Annotated in this window: 20 protein-coding genes; 7 read left to right on the top strand and 13 right to left on the bottom strand. The window is 66.9% G+C overall.

Translation table 11 applies throughout. The features are described from left to right. Nucleotides 1–27: 27 nt before the first annotated feature. A complete protein-coding gene (radC, locus tag LL972_RS10320; protein WP_228327524.1) occupies nucleotides 28–705 on the bottom strand; it encodes a RadC family protein in 678 nt (225 codons plus the stop codon). A 96-nt stretch (nucleotides 706–801) separates the two neighbouring features. Between radC and coaBC the strand changes: the two genes are divergently transcribed. The 3 genes from coaBC to LL972_RS10305 are packed head-to-tail and all read left to right on the top strand — an operon-like array spanning nucleotide 802 to nucleotide 4899. Continuing rightward, on the top strand, nucleotides 802–2076 hold the full coding sequence (coaBC, locus tag LL972_RS10315) for a bifunctional phosphopantothenoylcysteine decarboxylase/phosphopantothenate--cysteine ligase CoaBC (RefSeq protein WP_126971530.1): 1275 nt from the start codon (nucleotides 802–804) through the stop codon (nucleotides 2074–2076). Next, a complete protein-coding gene (gene dut, locus LL972_RS10310) occupies nucleotides 2073–2540 on the top strand; it encodes a dUTP diphosphatase (RefSeq protein ID WP_104535010.1) in 468 nt (155 codons plus the stop codon). Before coaBC ends, dut begins: the two co-directional genes overlap by 4 nt. 13 nt (nucleotides 2541–2553) lie before the next feature. Beyond that, nucleotides 2554–4899 carry a phosphomannomutase/phosphoglucomutase gene (locus LL972_RS10305; protein WP_228327523.1) on the top strand — a complete coding sequence of 782 codons (2346 nt, stop codon included), beginning with the start codon at nucleotides 2554–2556 and terminating at the stop codon, nucleotides 4897–4899. Nucleotides 4900–5161: 262 nt separating this feature from the next. Here LL972_RS10305 and LL972_RS10300 read toward each other — a convergent pair whose 3' ends face one another. The 10 genes from LL972_RS10300 to pyrE all read right to left on the bottom strand — a co-directional run bounded on the left by LL972_RS10300 (nucleotide 5162) and on the right by pyrE (nucleotide 12517). Further along, on the bottom strand, nucleotides 5162–5695 hold the full coding sequence (locus tag LL972_RS10300) for a hypothetical protein (RefSeq protein WP_228327522.1): 534 nt from the start codon (nucleotides 5693–5695) through the stop codon (nucleotides 5162–5164). A gap of 308 nt (nucleotides 5696–6003) precedes the next feature. Beyond that, nucleotides 6004–6345: a lipid-A-disaccharide synthase N-terminal domain-containing protein gene (locus LL972_RS10295; protein ID WP_016901963.1), complete on the bottom strand. Its 342-nt coding sequence runs from the start codon at nucleotides 6343–6345 to the stop codon at nucleotides 6004–6006. After that, on the bottom strand, nucleotides 6345–7067 hold the full coding sequence (locus LL972_RS10290; RefSeq protein WP_228327521.1) for a glycosyltransferase family 2 protein: 723 nt from the start codon (nucleotides 7065–7067) through the stop codon (nucleotides 6345–6347). The genes LL972_RS10295 and LL972_RS10290 overlap by 1 nt, the downstream gene beginning before the upstream one ends. Before the next feature lie 134 nt (nucleotides 7068–7201). After that, a complete protein-coding gene (locus LL972_RS10285) occupies nucleotides 7202–8167 on the bottom strand; it encodes an SDR family NAD(P)-dependent oxidoreductase (RefSeq protein WP_228327520.1) in 966 nt (321 codons plus the stop codon). A 48-nt stretch (nucleotides 8168–8215) separates the two neighbouring features. After that, entirely contained in the window at nucleotides 8216–8941 is a 726-nt protein-coding gene (locus tag LL972_RS10280) for a suppressor of fused domain protein (RefSeq protein WP_228327519.1), read from the bottom strand. Nucleotides 8942–8984: 43 nt separating this feature from the next. Further along, the gene (locus tag LL972_RS10275) at nucleotides 8985–9293 is read right to left on the bottom strand and encodes a helix-hairpin-helix domain-containing protein (RefSeq protein ID WP_228327518.1); all 309 of its coding nucleotides are present in this window, start codon (nucleotides 9291–9293) and stop codon (nucleotides 8985–8987) included. A 34-nt stretch (nucleotides 9294–9327) separates the two neighbouring features. Then, nucleotides 9328–10257, bottom strand: a complete 930-nt coding sequence (locus LL972_RS10270; protein ID WP_104649987.1) for a ParB/RepB/Spo0J family partition protein — start codon at nucleotides 10255–10257, stop codon at nucleotides 9328–9330. Then, the gene (locus LL972_RS10265; protein WP_104584936.1) at nucleotides 10257–11054 is read right to left on the bottom strand and encodes a ParA family protein; all 798 of its coding nucleotides are present in this window, start codon (nucleotides 11052–11054) and stop codon (nucleotides 10257–10259) included. The genes LL972_RS10270 and LL972_RS10265 overlap by 1 nt, the downstream gene beginning before the upstream one ends. Before the next feature lie 115 nt (nucleotides 11055–11169). Next, the gene (locus LL972_RS10260) at nucleotides 11170–11835 is read right to left on the bottom strand and encodes a hypothetical protein (RefSeq protein ID WP_228327517.1); all 666 of its coding nucleotides are present in this window, start codon (nucleotides 11833–11835) and stop codon (nucleotides 11170–11172) included. Nucleotides 11836–11857: 22 nt separating this feature from the next. Further along, entirely contained in the window at nucleotides 11858–12517 is a 660-nt protein-coding gene (gene pyrE / locus LL972_RS10255) for an orotate phosphoribosyltransferase (protein WP_228327516.1), read from the bottom strand. A 118-nt stretch (nucleotides 12518–12635) separates the two neighbouring features. Here pyrE and LL972_RS10250 point away from each other — a divergent pair, with 118 nt between their 5' ends. The 3 genes from LL972_RS10250 to LL972_RS10240 all read left to right on the top strand — a co-directional run bounded on the left by LL972_RS10250 (nucleotide 12636) and on the right by LL972_RS10240 (nucleotide 15259). After that, complete coding sequence (locus LL972_RS10250; RefSeq protein WP_228327515.1) at nucleotides 12636–13436, top strand: exodeoxyribonuclease III; 801 nt, start codon at nucleotides 12636–12638, stop codon at nucleotides 13434–13436. Between the two features lie 241 nt (nucleotides 13437–13677). Next, nucleotides 13678–14973, top strand: a complete 1296-nt coding sequence (locus tag LL972_RS10245; RefSeq protein ID WP_228327514.1) for an AmpG family muropeptide MFS transporter — start codon at nucleotides 13678–13680, stop codon at nucleotides 14971–14973. A gap of 58 nt (nucleotides 14974–15031) precedes the next feature. Continuing rightward, on the top strand, nucleotides 15032–15259 hold the full coding sequence (locus tag LL972_RS10240) for a hypothetical protein (protein WP_228327513.1): 228 nt from the start codon (nucleotides 15032–15034) through the stop codon (nucleotides 15257–15259). A 256-nt stretch (nucleotides 15260–15515) separates the two neighbouring features. Here the strand turns inward: LL972_RS10240 and LL972_RS10235 are convergent, their stop codons facing one another. Continuing rightward, complete coding sequence (locus LL972_RS10235; protein ID WP_228327512.1) at nucleotides 15516–16658, bottom strand: anhydro-N-acetylmuramic acid kinase; 1143 nt, start codon at nucleotides 16656–16658, stop codon at nucleotides 15516–15518. Nucleotides 16659–16939: 281 nt separating this feature from the next. Further along, a complete protein-coding gene (locus tag LL972_RS10230) occupies nucleotides 16940–18358 on the bottom strand; it encodes a M23 family metallopeptidase (protein ID WP_228327511.1) in 1419 nt (472 codons plus the stop codon). Nucleotides 18359–18528: 170 nt separating this feature from the next. Between LL972_RS10230 and tyrS the strand changes: the two genes are divergently transcribed. Then, nucleotides 18529–19740 (top strand): tyrosine--tRNA ligase, encoded by a 1212-nt coding sequence (tyrS, locus tag LL972_RS10225; RefSeq protein ID WP_228327510.1) that lies wholly within the window; start codon nucleotides 18529–18531, stop codon nucleotides 19738–19740. Nucleotides 19741–20117 lie beyond the last annotated feature (377 nt).

Raw genomic sequence — 20117 nt, 5'->3', positions numbered from 1 at the left:
CCGATGGTTCAGGTCAGCGTCGCGCTGTCATCCCAGCCAGCCGCGCTCGGCCAGCGATACGGGCCGGCCGTCGCCGATCACGAAGTGGTCCAGCAGGCGGATATCCACCAGCTCCAATGCGCCCAGCAGACGCCGGGTGACCGCGCGGTCGGCCTCGGACGGTTCCGGATTGCCGGACGGGTGGTTGTGCCCGACGATCACCGCCGCGGCATTGTGCAGTAGCGCCCGCCGCACCACCTCGCGCGGATGGATGTCGGCCCCGTCGATGGTGCCGGTGAACACTTCCTCGAAGGCGATGGCGTGATGGCGGGTGTCCAGGTACAGCACCGCGAACACCTCATAGGGGCGCGGACGCAGCCGTTGCGAAAAGTAGCGGCCGGCGCTGGGCGGGTCGCTGAGCGCATCGCCGCGTTCCAGCGCGCTCAGCAGGTGGCGATGCGCCAGTTCCAGCGCCGCACTGAGCTTACAGGCCGAGGCCGGACCCAGGCCGGGCAGGCGCGTCAGCGCGGGCGCCGTGAGATCCAGCAGCACGCGCAGTGGGCCGTGGCGAAGCAGCAGGTCGCGCCCGGTCTGGACGGCGTCCTGGCCGCGCAGGCCGGAGCCGACAAAGATCGCCAGCAGCTCGGCATCGGACAGGGCAGGCGCCCCGCGCGCCAGAAGTTTCTCGCGCGGGCGTTCGTGGGTGGGCCAGTCGTGAATGTGCATATGGCGAGATTGCCGGTGCTCATCGCTCACGCCTATCAGGCCGGACGGGGGCATCGGCTAATCTAGTTGTCCTTGTAACCGTAGGACGACTCCGACGTGATCGGCTCCACTCAGGCCCGCCCCCTGGACGGACAGCGCTTGCTGCTGTGCGTCGGCGGAGGCATTGCCGCTTACAAATCGCTCGAACTGGTCCGTCGCCTGCGCGACGCCGGCGCACTTGTACAGGTCGCCATGACCAGCGGCGCGCAACAATTCGTCACCCCGCTCAGCTTCCAGGCGCTGTCCGGGCAGCCCACTCGCACCACGTTGTGGGACAGCGCTGCCGAGCAGGCGATGGGACATATCGAACTGGCGCGCTGGGCCGATCAGGTCATCGTCGCCCCGGCCACCGCCGACCTGCTGGCGCGGCTGGCGCATGGCCTGGCCGATGATCTGGTCACCACGCTGTGCCTGGCCACCACCGCGCCGCTGACCGTGGCCCCGGCGATGAACCACCGCATGTGGCTGCACGCGGCCACGCAGGCGAATGTGGCGACCCTGTCCGCACGCGGCGTGCGCGTGGTCGGTCCCGATGACGGCCCGCTGGCCGAAGGCGAATCCGGACCCGGCCGGCTGGCCGAGCCGGCGGCGATCATTGCCGCCCTGGCCGGCGGTGCCGGCGCCGACAGCGCCGCGCCGGTGGCCTCCAGCAGTGCGGCTGCGCCGGCATTCGTGCCCAGCAGCGCGCAGCTGGAGGGCCTGCGCATCGTGATCAGCGCCGGCCCCACCTTCGAGGACCTGGATCCGGTGCGTTACGTGGGCAACCGCAGCAGCGGCAAGATGGGCTATGCCCTGGCCGCCGCCGCCGCCGGCCAGGGGGCCGAGGTGGTGCTGGTCAGCGGCCCGGTGCACCAGGCCACCCCGGCCGGCGTGCGGCGGATCGACGTGCGCTCGGCTGCGCAGATGCGCGATGCGGTGCTGGGCGCGTTCCCGGCCGACATCTACATCGGCGCCGCCGCGGTGGCCGACTACACCCCCAAGCGGGTGGTCGCGCAGAAGATCAAGAAGACCGGCGAGACGCTGACCCTGGAACTGGTGCGCACCCCGGACATCCTGGCCGAGGTCGCCGCGCAGACCGGCGCGCTGAAGCTGGTGGTGGGTTTTGCCGCCGAGACGCACGACGTGGAGCATTACGCGCGTGGCAAGCTGGCCGCCAAGCGGCTGGACCTGATCATCGCCAACCAGGTGGGGATCGAGGGCGGCGGCTTCGAAAGCGACAACAACGCCGCCACCGCCTACTGGCAGGGCGGCGAGCGCGCCTTCCCCAGCAGCAGCAAGACCGAACTGGCCGACCAGCTGTTGGCCCTGATCGCGGAGAGATTGCAGGCATGAGCACCCCGACCCAGTCCTTGCAGGTGAAGCTGCTCGACCCGCGCTTCGGCGATCTGTGGCCGCTGCCGGCCTATGCCACCGACGCCAGCGCGGGCATGGACCTGCGCGCCGCGCTGGAAGCGCCGATGACGCTGGAGCCCGGCGATGCGGCGCTGATTCCCAGCGGCATCGCGATCCATCTGGCCGACCCGCAGCTGTGTGCGGTGATCCTGCCGCGCTCGGGCCTGGGCCATCGCCACGGCATCGTGCTCGGCAACGGCACCGGGCTGATCGATGCCGATTACCAGGGGCCGTTGCTGATCAGCACCTGGAATCGCGGTCGCGCCGCCTTCACCATCGAGCCAGGTGACCGCATCGCACAGCTGGTGATCCTGCCGATCGTGCGCGTGGGCTTGCAAGTGGTGGATACTTTCGTCGACAGCGCACGGGGAGCGGGTGGATTCGGCCACACCGGCGTGCGCTGACGGGGGACGTCACATGAGCAAGACGAGCGAGCGCAGGCAGTCGATGTCCAGCGTGCGTACGCGTGGTCCGGTGTTGGGGGGAGTGTTGTTGCTGCTGGCTGCCTGGTTCGGCTGGAGCAGCTACACGCAATGGCGCAAGGATGCGGTTGCGCAGGACCTGGAACAGGCGCGCGACCGCGCCGTGCAGGACGTCAGCCAGGCCATGGCGCAGCAGGCCAGCCAGCTCGACGCCCTGCTCAAGCAGCCGCAGGTCATCGCCGCGTTGGCCAACGGTGACGCGCTGGCGGCGGCCTCGACCATCCGCGAGCGCTTCAAGGGCGCCGAGGACGTGCAGGTCCTGCCCGGCGACCTGACCGCCGCTTACGACAATCCCAAGGACTTCGGTTACGCGCGGCTGAGCCTGCTCGAGTCGGCGCTGGTGGCCAAACGTGCCCAGGTGCACGTGGTGCGCGACGCCAAGCAGGTCCGTCTGGGTGTGGCAGCGGCGGTCGCACTGGGCACGCAGCCGGCGGTGGCGTACGCGCGCCTGCCGCTGTTGCGTCTGACCGGCCCGCTGGATGCGATCGCAGTGCCCGGCAGCGCCTATCTGGCCTTGCGCCAGGGCAGCTACAACGTCGCCCAGCAAGGCGATGTGGCCCTGGCCGATGCCGCCGAGACCCTGGCCAGGCCATTGGGTGACAGCGGCCTGCGCGTGGCCGCCGCGGTGCCGCAACGCGATGAGGGCCCGCTGGGTCTGGGCACCGTCGGCTGCGCGATCGTGGCCGTGCTGCTGCTCGCCATCGCCGTGCTGTTGGTGCTGGCCAGCCGTGGCCGCGTCGCCTTGCCGCGTCGCCGGGTGGCCAGCGAGCCGAGCGCCGACGAACCCACCTTCAGCCAGAGCCTGCAGCACGACGCCAGCCTCGCCAGCGAGGCGCGCGCGCTGGACGCAGATGCGCCGCCCGCGCCGCCGGCGCTGGTGCCGGCCGTGCAGGTCGCCACCGAGATGTTCCGCGCCTACGACATCCGCGGTGTGGTCGGCAAGGACCTCAATCCGGGCGTCGCCGCGTTGATCGGCCAGGCCATCGGCAGCGTGATGCAGGCGCAGGGCCTGCGCGAGGTGGTGGTCGGCCGCGATGGGCGGCTGTCGGGTCCGGAGCTCGCCAATGGCCTGATCGACGGCCTGCGTCGCGCCGGCTGCCAGGTGATCGACATCGGTCTGGCGCCCACCCCGGTGGTGTATTTCGGCGCCTACGAGCTACGTGCCGGCAGCTGCGTGGCGGTCACCGGCAGCCACAATCCGCCCGACTACAACGGCTTCAAGATCGTGATCGGTGGCGAAACCCTGTCCGGGGCGGCGATCGCCGAACTGCACCAGCGCATCAACGAAGGCCGCCTGCACACCGCGGCAACGCCTGGCGAGCTGGAACAGCGCGACATCAGCGACGCCTACATCCAGCGCATCGCCGACGACGTGCAGCTGGATCGCCCGATCAAGGTCGTGGTGGATGCCGGCAACGGCGTGGCCGGCGATATCGCGCCGCGCCTGCTGGAAGCCATCGGCGCCGAGGTCATCCCGTTGTACTGCGAGATCGACGGCACCTTCCCCAACCATCACCCCGATCCGAGCGAGCCGCACAACCTCGACGATCTGGTGAAGATGGTGCAGCGCTTCGATGCCGACATCGGCGTGGCCTTCGATGGCGATGCCGATCGTCTGGGCGTGGTCACCAAGCAGGGCGCCATGGTGTTCCCGGACCGTCTGCTGATGCTGTTCGCTGCCGATGTGCTGCAGCGCAATCCCGGCGCGCTGGTGATCTACGACGTCAAGTGCACCGGCAAGTTGTCCGATCACGTGCTGCGCAACGGCGGCAGCCCGTTGATGTGGAAGACCGGGCACTCGCTGATCAAGGCCAAGATGCGCGAGACCGACGCCGAACTGGCTGGCGAGATGAGCGGGCACTTCTTCTTCAAGGAGCGCTGGTACGGTTTCGACGACGGCATCTATGCGGCCGCACGCCTGCTGGAAATCCTGGCCCAGCGCGAGGAAACCCCGTCGGAGGTGCTGGACGCCTTGCCCGAAAGCGTGTCCACCCCGGAAATCAAGGTGCCGGTGGACGGCGATGCGCACGCGCTGGTCGCGCGCATTGTCGAGCGTGCCCAGGCTGGTGAGGAATCGCCGTTCGAATCGGCGCGGCTGTCGACGATCGACGGACTGCGTGCGGACTTCGCCGACGGCTGGGGCCTGGTGCGTGCCTCCAACACCACGCCGATCCTGGTGCTGCGGTTCGAGGCCGACACCGAAGACGCATTGCAGCGGATTCGCGGGTTGTTCCGCAGCCAGTTGCAGGCCTTGCTTCCGGACCATCCGCTGGAATTTTGATCGACCGGTGCGTCCCGGGCGACTGCCATGCCGGCGTACCGGCAGGGCAGGTCGCGGCGCCGTAGCTGCCGACCACACCGTGCTCGGCGCTGGCAGATGCAGGCGATTGCCGTAGCGCGCGCGGCCGCTTTGGCAGACATGGGCCATCGACGACAGACCTTGGTCGAACAGACCTCGCTCGAACAGAAATTCGTCAAAGCCGACAGGCAAAGACGCGCATCTGTACGTCTTGCTCCAGCCGGACGATCGCATGCGATCACGGTCATCCGCCTCCCAGACCTGCCATGCGTACGCGATCCTCTGGCGCTGGAATCGCGGCGCCGTTTCCGGCGTAGTCGTGCAACAACCAGACCGCGTCCCAGTACGGATATTCCCCGATCTGCGCGGCCAGCCCTGCGCGCAACGGCAATGCCACCAGCGCGCGCGCGAACTGTCGATGGTCGTCATGCGGCGCAAGCGCCGACGCGTGCATCTGCGGCTGCCACACCGTCCCGCCACGGCCACGTGCGCGATTGACTGCCCCGGCAGCCACCTGTCGCGCAACGGCGGCCATGTGCAGCAGCGCAGCCTTGCCAGGTGCCTGCAGCAGTGCACACCAACAATCGGGCAGCAGCACCCAGCACAGCAACTGCGCACCGTTCCAATGACCAACCGCCGCAAGGCTGGCCGCGGCCGCCCGCGCGCAACGCCAGTCGGCAAACAACGGCACCTGCTGATGCGTATGCAGCCGCAAATGCCAGTGCGCCGCAATCGGCGCCGACTCGGACAAGGAACGATGGAGGAGCGCATTGGACATGACCACAGCATGCCGACAAGCAAACAGTTGCGGCATCGGCGACGCGCCTCATCCCAGGTCGGTCACCAGCGCATCGCGGTGTACGGAAAAACGCTTCGACCCTCAGCTATCCGGCGCCTGGCGTTATCCACCACAAAGCAGAGCCGATGCAGCGTGCTCCATCAGCTCAGTTACGCCACCGGCATCGCCTCAAAAGCCGGAGACTTGAGCACCAATCACCAATCACCAATCACCAATCACCAATCACCAGCGACCGGCCACCGGCCACCGCACCCGCGAACCGCGATTCCCCTATCCCGATTCCCCGCTCAATGCACCGCCCGATCCCGCCTCCAGCCGCGATGCTTCACATCCAGATACAGGCTGTAAAACGCAGTAAACGCCGGGAACAGGTTCTGCAGCACGCCCACCGAATCCTGTTTGGCCGAGAACACGAAGTAGCTCAGCGTCATCAGGCTGCCGACCACGCTCATGTACCAGAACATGCGCGGGATCACCGGCTTGCCGGCGCGCTTGGAAGCGACAAACTGCACCAGCCAGCGGCCGCCGAACATCAGTGCGCCCACATAGCCGATCAGCTTCCAGCCGGTGACATGCAGCCCAGTCCAGTACAGCCAGGTCAGTGGCTGGTCCAGCCAATGCAGTTCCATCAGCGCTCCTGCACCACGGTGCGCCTGCTGCGGGTGATCAGCCAGGCCACGCCGCGCAGGTCGCGGATGCCGACCAGCGCGCGATTGAGATTGTTGTACTTGGACACGCCGGCGGTGCGATGGCGGTGGTGCACCGGCACGCTCACCGTGCGCCAGCCGGCGCGCTGCATCAACGCCGGCAGATAGCGGTGCATATGATCGAAGTAGGGCAGGTCCAGAAACGCCTCGCGCTCGAACAGCTTGATGCCGCAGCCGGTATCGGGCGTGTTGTCGTGCAGCATGCGCGAGCGGATCGCGTTGGCCCACTTGCTGGCCCAGCGCTTGGACCCCGAATCCTGGCGGTTGACCCGCCAGCCGGCGAACAGCTTCACCTGCGGTTCCGCACTGGCGCGCGCGGTCAGCAGTTTGGGAATGTCGGCCGGGTCGTTCTGCCCGTCGCCATCGAGCGTGGCGATCCAGCTCGCACGTGCGGCCTTGACGCCATTGCGCACCGCCGTGCTCTGGCCGCTCTGGGTCACGTGATGCAGCACGCGCAATTCCGGCGTGGTGGTCTTCAGGCCTTGCAGTACCGCCAGGGTGTCGTCGCGCGAGTGGTCGTCGACATAGACGATCTCGAACGCCACCAACCCGCGCAAGGCGGCGACGATCTCACCGACCAGCGCGGCGACGTTATCGCGCTCGTTGAATACCGGGACGACAACGGAAAGCTGGGGTTGGCTCATGGATTCGTGGTGGCCAGATGAAGGCTGAGCGAAAAAGATCGCGCATTGTGCCCTGACTGTCTGAGTCAGGCATGAAGCGAGCGTGCGTTGTGCGCGGTGGGGTGACTGGAAAGCGGCCTGTAGCGTGTTGGATGCTAAGCGCGATGGCCGAAATAGCGGCGGCACCACTCCACAACCTGTGGCAAGCCGCGCTCGACCGGAGTGGCCGGCTCGAAGCCGAAGGCGGCCTGCGCGCGCTGCGTATCGGCCATGGTGCGGATCATGTCGCCCGGCTGCATCGGCCGGTAGACCTTCTCGGCCGGCCGGCCGGCGGCCTGGGCGATCACGTCAATGAAGTATTCCAGTTCCACCGGGGTGTGGTTGCCCAGGTTGAACACCCGGTGCGGCACCGGCTCGCGGCTGGGCGTCTCCAGCGCGCCGAGCACGCCGGCCACGATGTCGTCGACGAAGGTGAAATCGCGCTGCATCTTGCCGTGGTTGAACACCTCGATCGGCCGTCCCGCCAGCACCGCGCGGCTGAAGATCAGCGGCGCCATGTCCGGCCGGCCCCACGGCCCGTACACAGTGAAAAACCGCAGCCCGGTCGCGCGCAGGCCGTACAGCTGCGCATAGGTATAGCCCATCAGCTCGTTGGCGGCCTTGGTCGCTGCATACAGCGAGCGCGGCTGGTCCACGCGCTGGTCTTCGGAAAACGGCGGGGTGGCCGAATCGCCGTAGACCGAACTGCTCGACGCATACACCAGGTGCTGCACGCCGCGGTGCCGGCACAGCTCGAGCATATTGACGAAGCCGACCAGGTTGCTGTCGACGTAGGCGGACGGATTTTCCAGCGAGTAACGCACCCCGGCCTGCGCGGCCAGATGGACCACGCGCGTGGGCCGGATCTGCTCGAACAACGCGGCCAGGCCGTCGCGGTCGGTCAGGTCCAGCGTGCGGATGTCGATGCCCGGGCACAGCGCCGCCACCCGGTCGCGCTTGAGCTGCGGGTCGTAGTAGCTGTTGTAGTTGTCCAGGCCTACTACCGACTCACCGCGCGCAGCCAGCGCGCGGCAGGTGTAGGCCCCGATGAAACCGGCGGCGCCGGTGACGAGAATGGTCATTGCAATGGTCCTGGAGATGTCGAAAGCAGGCGAGCGGGCAAGCGGGGCTCAGAACAGCCCGAAGCGCTTCTTGGCGACGTTGACGCGATCAAGCGCAATGATGTCCCCAATCCCCTTGGCATCGAAGCGATCCAGCAACGCGTCGCTGCCGTCCTTCAGTTTCAGCGCCATCTCCTCCGGGTACAGCGGCACCACCGTCATGAACACGATGGTCTTGTCGGCATCGATGACCAGGCGCGCAAATCCCTCGGGCGTGCTCACCGGCGGCAGCACGATGGCGCCGTCGAAGCGCACGCCGGGTGCGTAGGGTTCGGCCGGATGGCCATTGGGAATGGTGTGGCCGAAGCCCAGCCAGGTCTCGAACTTGTGCGGCAGCCGGGCCAGGGTCTTGAGCAGGCGGATCGGCCAGTAGTGGCGCGGGTCTTCGAAGTCGCGCTGGTCCATCGGCCAATCGGCGGGCAGGCTCAGCATCAGCTCCATGTACTGCGGCGCTTCCACTCCTTCGGGCAGGGTCATCGGCAGGTCGCTCATGCCAGAGGTCACCAGCCGCAGGTACGGGACGTCCTCGGTGGCGGGCACCACATGCACGTCCAGATGCACGGCGTCGGAGATGATTTCGTGCAGAACGCCCGAGATCGGCCCCAGATGCTGCTCGATATGTGCGCTGATCCGCTCGATGCAGTCACCGCCGTGTGCTGGCGCGAACTGCTTTTCCTGCGCGTGCAGCATCATCGTGCTGCCACCCGGGCTGATCTGGTCGTCTTCAGTACTCATGGGTTGCTCCTGTTGATGGCCGCGCCTGATCTAGTGCGCGCACTCACCCCAGCCTGAGCGGTGCTTCGCTGGCCAGCGTTGCCTTGCGTTCGGCGCTGAACGCCCACCACGGCTGCGGCGCCTCGCCCTGCATGAAGCGTGTGATCGACAGGAACACGTCGATCACGCAGGGGTCGTGCAGCACACCGGTCCGCAGGCACAGCTGCGCATACATGTCGTAGGCATCGCGACCGCGCAATTGCGCGGCAACCCGGATGCCGATCCGCTGCAGATCCTTTTCGCAGGCCGGCCCCACGTTCGGCAGGTCGGTCAGATGCAGCAGGTGCTTGCGATCGACCTTGACGGGATTCATTGCCGGGGATGCTCCTGGTGCGTCCGCAGAGAACTCAGCTGCGCTGCACGCGCAGGCGTTCGAGCACGCCGTCCAGCGTGTCCAGGTCGGTGTAGTGGATCACCAGCTTGCCCTTGCCGCCGCGGCCGTGGTTGAACACCACCTTGGTGCCCAGCGATTCGGACAGTTCGGTTTCCAGCGAGGCGATATCGGCCTGCGGCGCGGCGGCGGCCGGCTTGCCCTTGCGCAGCGCGCCGGGCACCTTGCCGGCGGCGAACTGCTGCGCACGGTGTTCGACCTCGCGCACCGACCAACCCTGGTCGGCCGCTTCCTGTGCCAGCTTGCTGGCCAGCTCCGGCGCCAGGGTGAGCAGCGCACGCGCATGGCCCATTTCCAGACGGCGTGTTTCCAGCAGCACGCGGATGGCCACCGGCAATTCCAGCAGCCGCAGCAGGTTGGACACCGACGCACGCGAGCGGCCCACCGCGCCGGCGGCCTCGGCGTGGGTCAGCGAAAATTCGTCGATCAAGCGCTGCAGCGCCTGCGCCTCTTCCAGCGGGTTGAGGTCTTCGCGCTGGATGTTCTCGATCAGCGCCATCGCGATGACGGTGCGGTCGTCCAGCTCGCGTACCACCACCGGGACCTCGCTCAGCCCGGCCAGCTGCGAGGCGCGCCAGCGACGTTCGCCGGCCACGATCTCGAACTGCCCCGGCGCCAGCTCGCGCGCCACGATCGGCTGGATCACCCCCTGCGCCTTGATCGACTCCGCCAGCTCGGCCAGCTTGACCTCGTCCATCTCCTTGCGCGGCTGGTACTTGCCCGGCTGCAGCTGGCTGACCGGCAACTGGCGTAGGCTGTCGCCCGGTTGCAACGCTTCCTCGCTGGCCGCGCTCGGCGCCGCGGCGGCGGCCGCGCCCTTCGGTCCCAACAGCGCTTCCAGGCCACGGCCCAGACCGCGCTTTTTTGCGGGGATCGGCTTGTTCATCAGACGGTCTCCACGGGCCGGTAGGCCTTGTTGCGGTCGTTCTGGCGGCGCAGGATTTCGCTGGCCAGCCCCAGGTAGGCCACGCCACCGCGCGAGGTGCGGTCGTAACCGACGATGCTCTGGCCATGGCTGGGCGCCTCGGCCAGGCGCACGTTGCGCGGCACGATGGTGCGGAACACCTTGTCGCCGAAATGCTCGGTCAGCTCGGCTGACACCGCGTTGGCCAGGTTGTTGCGGATGTCGAACATCGTGCGCAGCACGCCTTCGATTTCCAGCGCCGGATTGAGGTTGGCGCGCAAGGCCTCGATGGTTTCCAGCAGCGCGGTCAGTCCTTCCAGTGCGTAGTACTCGCACTGCATCGGCACGATGATCGAATCGGCTGCGGTCAAGGCATTGAGCGTCAGCAGCGACAACGCCGGCGGGCAGTCGATCAGGATGAAGTCATACTCGTCGCGGATCGGCGCCAGTGCGCGCTTGAGCCGCTGTTCGCGCTCGCCCTGATCCATCAGCTGGATCTCGGCAGCGGTCAGGTCGATGTTGCCCGGCAGCAGGTCGAAGCCTTCCGGCGCGGTGACCCGGATCTCGGCGGCGGTGTTTTCGCCCAGCAACAGGTCGCACGTCGAGGCGGCCACATCGCGCTTGTCGATGCCGCTGCCCATGGTGGCGTTGCCCTGCGAGTCCAGATCCACCAGCAACACACGCTTGGGCGCGCGCGCCAGGCCGGCCGCCAGATTGACTGCGGTCGTGGTCTTGCCGACGCCGCCTTTCTGGTTGGCAATGGCGATGATCCGGGCCATGCGGGAGAGCCTCGTTGGCAGGGAGTAAGACCGGCCATTATGCGGGCAGGGCGTCGGATCGGGAAATGCCGCCCGCCGCAGTGCGCTGCACGGGCGGCAATGACGGCTGCGCCGGTCAGCCGGTGGGCGCCGCGCCGGCCGGCGGCTCCTTCATCGCCCGGTAGCGCTGCAGGATGTCGGCGATCTCGCCGTCCAGCGCCACCCGTTGCTGCTCGAAGCTGGTCTGCAGACGCAATTGCGCCATCAGCTCGCGATGGCGTTGCTGAATGTCGGCGGCCAGCTTGTCGGCCACCGCCTGGCCGGCCAGTTCGCGGTCACCGGCGCTGCGCAGCATGCTGGCCAGCCCTTCGCGCAGGCTGGTCACGTTGAAGCGCGCGGTGTGGATGTTGTTGTCGACGATGGCGATGCGCTCGTTGAACACCCGGCGCAGGTCGTCCTCGCTCTGGTAGGACATCAGCATCGCCTGGTCGGTGCGCTGGCGCATCTGCTCGGCGGCCAGATCGGCCTGGCGTTGTTGTGCGCTGGCCGCGGCGGCGGCGCGCTCGTCGCCGCTCATGGCGCGCTGCACCTCGGCGCTGCGCAGGCCGCTCCTGGCGTTGAATTCGTCGCGCGCCTGATTGACCGCCTCCGGCGGCAGCGTATCGCTGCACACCCGGGCGCCGTTCTGGTTCCAGCAATACAGCTTCTTCGCGGCCGGTTTGTCCTGCGCGATGGCAGGCACGGCGGCCACGGCTGCCGCAACGGCGGCGAGTAACGCCAAACGGGTGTGTCTCGGCATCATCGCAGCCCCCTGTCGCCTGCCGTCAGCCTGTGGTGTCGGTGCCGTAGCGGCCACGATAGGCCAGCAGCGGTTCCCGGAAGCCCACAAGGTCGGCGTTTCCTGCCGCAAAAGCAAGCAGGTCGCCCAGGTTGGCCACCGCGATCACCGGGGTGCCGGCCTCGGCCGCCACCGCCTGCGCGGCCGAGCGGCGATCCTGTTCGGAGGCGATCTCCTGCCGGTCCAGCGCCACCACGATCCCGGACGGAATGCCGCCGGCGTCACGGATGATGCCCAGCGCCTCGCGGATCGCAGTGCCGGCGGTGATCACGTCGTCGACGATCAGCACCTTGCGCCCCTCAAGCGGCGCACCGATCAGGCTACCGCCCTCGCCATGGTCCTTGGCTTCCTTGCGGTTGAACGCCAGCGGCAGGTCGCGCCCGCGCCCGGCGTAGGCGCAGGCCAGCGCGGTCGCCAGCGGGATGCCCTTGTAGGCCGGCCCGAACAGCAGATCGAACTCCACCCCGGCCGCGTCGATCGCATCGGCATAGCACTGCGCCAGCTGCGCGGTCTTGGCGCCCGAATCGAAGCGCCCGGCATTGAAGAAATACGGACTGAGCCGCCCGGACTTGAGCGTGAACTCGCCAAAGCGCAGGGCATCGGCGCCCAGGGCCAGCTGCAGGAAACGGGTGCGGTGGTCGGTCATTGGACGGGAATGGGGAATAGGGAATCAAGAATGGTAAACGCATCGTGCGCTGGCAGCCTTCCGCATGCGCCTGGGGTAGGCTTGACGATTCTCCATTCCCGATTCCCCATTCCCGCCCATGCGCATCATCAGTTTCAACGCCAACGGCCTGCGCTCGGCCGTCACCAAGGGTTTCTTCGAGTGGTTCGCCGACCAGGACGCCGACGTGCTGTGCGTGCAGGAGACCAAGGCCCAGGAGCATCAGCTGGCCGGTCCCAAGTTCCTGCCCACCGGCTACAAGGCCTGGTTCCGCGACGCCAGCACCAAGAAGGGCTACAGCGGCGTGGCCATCTACAGCAGGCACGAGCCCGATGAAGTGCGCACCGCGCTGGGCTGGCCCGAGTTCGACGAAGAAGGCCGCTATGTCGAAGCGCGCTTCGGCAACCTCAGCGTGGTCTCCTTCTATATCCCGTCCGGCTCTTCGGGCGAGTTGCGCCAGGGTTACAAGTTCCAGGTGATGGAATGGCTGCGGCCGATCCTGGAGCAGTGGCTGGCCAGCGGCCGGCAGTACGTATTGTGTGGCGACTGGAACATCGTGCGCTCGGCGCTGGACATCAAGAACTGGAAGTCCAACCAGAAGAATTCCGGCTGCCTGCCGCCCGAGCGCGACTGGCTCAACGGCCTGTGCGCCGATGCGCTGGAAGACGCCAATGCCGCCGGCGGCCGCGGCTGGGTCGACACCTATCGCATGCTGCATCCCGACGGCCAGGACTACACCTGGTGGAGCAACCGCGGCGCGGCGCGCACCAACAATGTCGGTTGGCGCATCGACTACCAACTGGTCACCCCCGGCCTGCGTGACAAGGTAAAGGCGTGCTCCATCTACCGCGAGCAGCGCTTCTCCGACCACGCGCCGTACATCGTGGACTACGCGGAGTGAGTGAGGGTCTGCTGTTGGCGGTGACGCGCATGGGGACGGTTGGCCAAGCTCCTCAGTGGTGTGCTTCCAGCCACTTCGTGGAAATGAACGTCGAGTGGGTGCGGGCTGTGCCCGCCCGCAGCCAGATGGCCGTGGATCCTTCAGGGAGCCAATCATGCGTTTCCGGCAGGTCAATCCGCGCAGCGGCCAGTGATACTGCCCGCCCGGCATCGATCAGCCCCCATTCCCAGCGGCCATACGCATGACCACGCCTGCACCCAACTACAAAGGCCTGCGCGGCATCCGGCAGGCCTTCGCCACCCCATCGGCGGCGACCATGGCCCTGCTGGGTTTCGGCAGTGGCCTGCCGTTCCTGCTGATCGCCTCGCAGACCCTGTCCACCCGGCTGCGCGATGTCGGGCTGGATCTGGGTAGCATCGGTTTGATCAGCCTGGCCAGCTTCTTCTACCTGCTCAAGTTCCTGTGGGCGCCGCTGCTCGACCGCTATGCGTTTCCGCTCACCGCGTGGTTGGGGCGCCGCCGCTCCTGGCTGCTGGTCTCGCAACTCGGCGTCACCGTCGGCCTGTTCGCACTGGCGTTTTCGCGCCCGGACATGAGTGTCACCGGCTTGGTCGCCTGGGTGCTGTTCGCCTCGTTCTGGGGCGCCACGCAGGATTCGGTGGTGGATGCCTATCGCATCGAAATCGCCCCGGACACGGCGCAGGCGGCCTTGGCGGCGACCTACACCCTGGGCTATCGGATCGGCCTGATCCTCGGTGGCGCCGGGGCGCTGTACCTGGCCGAATACCTCAACTGGACCTCGGCGTACCTGGCCATGTCGGCGCTGATGCTGCTGCCGATCATCACCACCCTGGTATGCCGCGAGCCGGACCGGCCGCAGCTCACGGTGGTGCGCCGCATCGACGTGGCCGGCGCATTCTGGCAGCCCATTTCCAGTTTCTTTTCCGGCAATGGGCTGGCGCTGGGCATCGTCCTGCTGGCTTTTGTCGGCCTGTTCAAGTTCCCGGACCAGGTGATCGGCGTGATGGCCGGGCCGTTCTATCTGGATTCGGGCTACACCAAGGCCGACATCGCCACGGTGTCCAAGCTGTTCGGCGTGTGGATGGGCATCGTCGGCGCGTTTGCCGGCGGTGCGGCGGTGGCTGCGTTCGGCTTCCGGCGCATGCTGCTGGTCGCCGCCCTGGGCGTGGCGCTGTCCAACCTGGCGTTTTTGCTGATGGCGCAGAACCCCGGCAAATTGTGGGCGTTCTATGCGGCACTCAGTGCCGACAATCTGTTCCAGGGGTTCGCCGGTACCGTGCTGGTGGCCTTCATGTCATCGCTGACCAATCGCAACTTCACCGCCACCCAGTACGCCTTGCTGGTGTCGCTGGCCAATTTGCCGGGCAAGTTCGCCGGCGGTGTGTCCGGGTTCCTGGTCGAGGCCACCTCCTACAGCACCTTCTTCATCCTCAGCGCCCTCACCGTGGTTCCCACGCTGGCCCTGCTGGCCTGGCTGTGGCCACGGCTGGATGCCCGCGACGGGCGCCCGGATTGAAACGTCCGCCAAGGTTGCCGATGATGCCGACGCGGCACTGCATCGCACGAGGAAGGGCATGACCGATCTGGTACTGCGTGACATCGATCCATTGCTGGTGGACAGGATCCGTCGCATCTCCGTCGCACGCGGCTGGACCCAGCACCAGACGGTGATGCATCTGCTCGAACAGGGCCTGTTCGCCAGCGAATACGACGTCAGCGGCGGCCTGCAGCATCCGGAAGTCGATGTGCTGGCCGAGGCGATCGCCGCGCTCAAGGCGCTGCCGGCGGGGAATAATCCGTAGCACTGCAAACGGTCAGGCAGTACTGCCTGGCGCGCGAGTTCACTCGGCGCGAGCACGGTGTGCGAATGCGGATGGCTCGGTCGGAAACCCTGCATGTTGCTGAGCAGGGGCCAAGACTTCTGTGCATTCGCCGGCTTCAGCCGAAGACAGCATCGCCACCCGTGATTAATTGAGTGCTGGTCGAGAGTCGCAGGATTGGTGGCAGGGCATCAGCAAGCAAGGCTCGTGGCATCCAGAGCGCGCCGATCCAGGCCACTCACGCCGGATAGATCGCCCCCAGCAACCGCGGCCCGGCCGCTCCGGTCACCGACGGCAGATTGGCCGTGCGGCCCGCGAGCAGCTCCGCGGCCAACCACGCAAACCCCATTGCCTCTAGATAATCAGGATCCAGCCCATGCCGCGCGCTGGATTCCACCACCACGCCCGGCAGTCGCGCCGCCAGGCGCGCCATCAACACCGGATTGCGCACCCCACCACCGCACACCAGCACCCGGCGGGTATCGGGCTGCAGCCGCAGCAACGCGTCGGCGACGCTGGCGGCGGTGAGTTCGAGCAGGGTCGCCTGCATATCGGCCGCGGACGGCGCCGCGTTGCCCGGCGACCGCATCGCCTGCATCGCCCAGTCCAGATGGAACTGCTCGCGTCCGGTGCTCTTGGGCGGTGCCAGTGCGAACCACGGGTCGGCCAACAGCGCCTGCAGCAGCGCCGTATCGACGCGCCCGCTGGCGGCAAACGCACCGTCGGCATCGAACGGCGTGCCGCGGTGCTGCTGGCACCAGCTGTCCAGCAATGCATTGGCCGGGCCGGTATCGAAGCCCAGCACCGCGCCACTGCGCGGGATCAAGGTCAGGTTACCGATGCCGCCCAGGTTCAGCACCGCACGGTCCTCGTCGGCGGCACCCAGCATGGCCAGATGGAAGGCCGGCATCAGCGGTGCGCCCTGGCCGCCGGCAGCCACATCGCGCCGGCGGAAATCGGCCACCGTGGTGATGCCGGTGTGCTCGGCAATCCGGCTGGCATCGCCGATCTGCCAAGTGAAGGCCGGATCGGCCTTGGGGCGATGTCGAATGGTCTGCCCATGCGAGCCGATCGCGCGAATCCGCCCACGCGCGATGCCGCTGTCGCGGATCAGGTGATTGGCCGCGGCCGCAAACGCCAGCCCCACCTGCGCATCCAGGTGTCCAAGCGCATCGATGGCGATGACCTCGGCGCCCTGGCCCAACGTCACCAGCGTCTCGCGCAGCTGCGGCTCCCAGGCCACCGTGGTGCCTGCGACCAGTTCGCAGCGTCGGTGGCCCTCGTCGGTGAAGCGCACCAGCGCGGCATCGATGCCGTCGGCGCTGGTGCCCGACATCAGGCCCAGATAGAGCGGGGATTCAAGATGTTCCGGAGCAGACATGCCAGAGCCAGGTGCACAGTGGTCGTGCAGCTTGTGCAGCCGGGATGGGAGAGTCAACCGGCCTTGCGCGCATCGCGGTGGAAGGAGGGGCGATGCGCTCGCCAGGCAAGCGCTCCACACGCAGTGCCGACTGTCGCGTCGGCACCACGGTGGCCAGTTGTCGCTCGCAGCGCCCCGGCACCGGCTGCGGCGTGGCGTGAGCTAAAGTCCCTTCGCGAACGGGTGTGCAGTCGTCCGATCGGCGATTGCCAGTCGACGGCGGAGAGGCCCGCCGCGCCCACTCAACCGCGCGGCTTGCCCTTGGCGGGCTTGCCGGCGTCGGCGTAGATCAACTTCTCCATGCCTTCGATGCGGGCCAGCGCCGGCGCCGTCTGCGCGCGGAAGGCAGCCAGCTCGGCGCCCTGCAGCGGCTCCGGCGGCGGCATCGTCACCGACATCGGGTTGCGCTGCTGCCCGGCGACGCGGAATTCGTAATGCAGATGCGGGCCGGTCGCCAGGCCGGTCATGCCGACGTAGCCGATCACCGTGCCCTGGTTGATGCGCTGGCCGGCCTTGATCTTGCCAAAGCGCGACATGTGCCCGTAGAGCGTGCTGAAGTTCTTGCCGTGGTCCAGGATCACCACATTGCCGTAGCCGCGCTGGGTCCCGACAAACACCACGCGCGCATCGCCGGCGGCCATGATCGGCGTGCCCGACGCAGCCGCGTAGTCCACGCCCTTGTGCATGCGCATCGTGCCCAGCACCGGATGCTTGCGCGCGCCAAAGGTCGAGCTGATGCGGCTATAGGCCACCGGCATCCGGATGAAGCTCTTCTTCAACGGCCGGCCGGTGATGTCGAAATACTCGGCCGGCTTGCCGGCACGTTCGAAGCGGAAACCGGTGTAGGTCTTGCCGCCGGTGGTAAAGGTCGCGGCCAGGATGTCGCCAGTATTGATCCGCTCGCCTTCGCGCCAGGTCTCGTCCATCACCACGCTGAAACGGTCGCCCGGTTGCAGATCCTTGTCGAAGTCGATGTCGTACTTGAAGATCTCGTCGGTCATGACCGCCACCGCCGCCGGCGACAGCCCCGACTTGCCGGCCGAGGCGTACAGCGAGCTGCTGATTTCCCCGCTTGCCACCACCGTGCGCGTGGTCGTGGCCCGCTCGGTGACGTTCTCGCGCACGCTGTCGCCCAGCAGGCGCAGCTTTACGCGGTGGCTGTCGTCGCGGTCGAAGCGCAATGCGCGCAGCTCGCCCGGCGTTGGCATATCGAAGGCGATCTCGGCGCCCGGACGCAGCTTGGTCAGCGCCTCCTTGGTGCCCGGATGCGCCAGCACCTGGTACATCACCGTGGTCGGGATGCCCAACTCACCGAACAAGGTGCTCAGAGTCTGCCCCGATTTGACCTGCAGAATTTCCCAATCGGTACTCGGCGCCAGCTGCTTGCGGCTCGGCACCAACGGCGGCAACGGCAGGGCCAGCGTGGAATGGCTGGACAGCGGCGTATCGATGGCGTTGGAGAAGCCCGGCACGATGGTGGCCACCAGCGCACCGATGGTCGCGAACAGGCTGGCGTGGATCCAGTGCCGGCGCGTCCATTGGTCGTTGAATGCCGCCGGAAGATGCGCCTTCAGCTTGCGATGCAGGGCAGTGTCGTGGAGGACGTGGAGGCGTTCGTGAAAGCGCCGCTTGCGTGCACGGCCCTGCTCTGAGTTCTGCATCGTTCAAATTCCTCGCTGGCTCGAAGTGCGAGCCCAATCGCCGGTACCATAGACAGCCTGTAACAGCGCGTCAAACCATTGAGCCTGTTCAACATTTTCATTTGGCGCGGAATTAACCTGCGTTTAACATCGTTCACGTTTTTGACGGCAAACGCCGCTGGAGTCTGTGGTTGGCCACTATCGAAGAATCCCTCGCACTCATCGGTCGCGGTACCGAGGAGATCCTCAAGCTCGATCAGCTCGAAGCGCGTCTGAAGTCAGGCGTGCCATTGCGGGTCAAGGCCGGTTTCGACCCCACCGCGCCGGATCTGCACCTGGGCCATACCGTGCTGCTCAACAAGATGCGGCAGTTCCAGCAGCTCGGGCATCAGGTGATCTTCCTGATCGGCGACTTCACCGGCATGATCGGTGACCCGAGCGGCAAGAATGTCACCCGCAAGCCGCTGAGCCGCGACGATGTGCTGGCCAACGCGCGCACTTATGAGGAGCAGGTCTTCAAGATCCTGGACCGCGAACGCACCGAGGTGCGCTTCAACTCCGAGTGGTTCGGCCAGATGAGCGCGGCGGACATGATCAAGCTGTCCGCGCAGCACACGGTGGCGCGCATGCTCGAGCGCGACGATTTCGCCAAGCGCTTCAACGGCCAACAGCCGATCGCCATCCACGAATTCCTGTATCCGCTGGTCCAGGGCTACGACTCGGTCGCCTTGAAGGCGGATGTCGAACTGGGCGGGACTGATCAGAAGTTCAACCTGCTGATGGGGCGCGGCCTGCAGGAGCACTACGGCCAGGCCCCCCAGGTCGTGCTGACCATGCCGCTGCTGGAAGGCCTGGACGGGGTGGCCAAAATGTCCAAGTCTCTGGGCAACTACATCGGCATCAACGAGCCGGCCATCGATATCGTCACCAAGACCATGAAGATCGGCGACGAACTGACCTGGCGCTGGATCGATCTGCTGTCCTTCGATATCGGTATCGCCGAGGCCGCGCGCCTGAAAGAACAAGTCGCCTCGGGCGAACTGCACCCGCGCGAGGTCAAGTTGCGCCTGGCGCGCGAACTCACTGCGCGCTTCCACGATGCCGCTACTGCAGAGCAGGCCATCGCCGGCTGGCATGCCGTGGTGACAGGGCAGGGCGACACCAGTCTGTTGCCGCTGCAGGAGGTGAGCGTGCCGGCCGAAGGTCTGCGGATCGCAAGTCTGCTCACCGCTGCCGGCCTGACGCCCAGCAATTCGGAAGCCACGCGCAAGCTCAAGGAGCGTGCGGTCAAGATCGATGGTGAAGTGGTCGAAGATCCGGCACGCCAGTTCGGGCCGGGCTTCGAAGGTGTCATCCAGGTGGGGAAGCGTAATTTCGCCCGTGTGGTGCTGGTCAGCAGCTGAGCTTGCGAAGGGTTGCTGCATGGCGGCAACTTTGGCGCTGCGATGACATCTATATAAAGGTGCTGGGACGCCTGAGCCGGATCAGCCGCTTGCTGTAACGGGATACAAGGACGTGTTGCTACAGGCGGAAGAAAAATCGTGAAAAATTTTTCACAAACCCCTTCCCAAACTCCCGGGTTGGGCCTATAGTTCGCCTCCCGCGACGCAACGGCCCCGCAAACGCGGGACCAGAGCAAAAAGGGTTCGAAAATACCTTGATTTAAGGTGTTGACGAAACGGAAAAGCCGGCTATGATGGGCGGCTCGTTACACGGAAAGATGCTTCGGCAGATTGAAGTGCGGCGGCGGCAACTTCCTCTTCACGAGGGGTTGACGAAG

This window comes from Xanthomonas campestris pv. asclepiadis (assembly GCF_020784175.1).
Lineage (GTDB): Bacteria > Pseudomonadota > Gammaproteobacteria > Xanthomonadales > Xanthomonadaceae > Xanthomonas > Xanthomonas campestris_D.
Note: the sequence above shows the minus strand (reverse complement) of the source record. Positions and strands in the feature narration are given on the sequence as shown.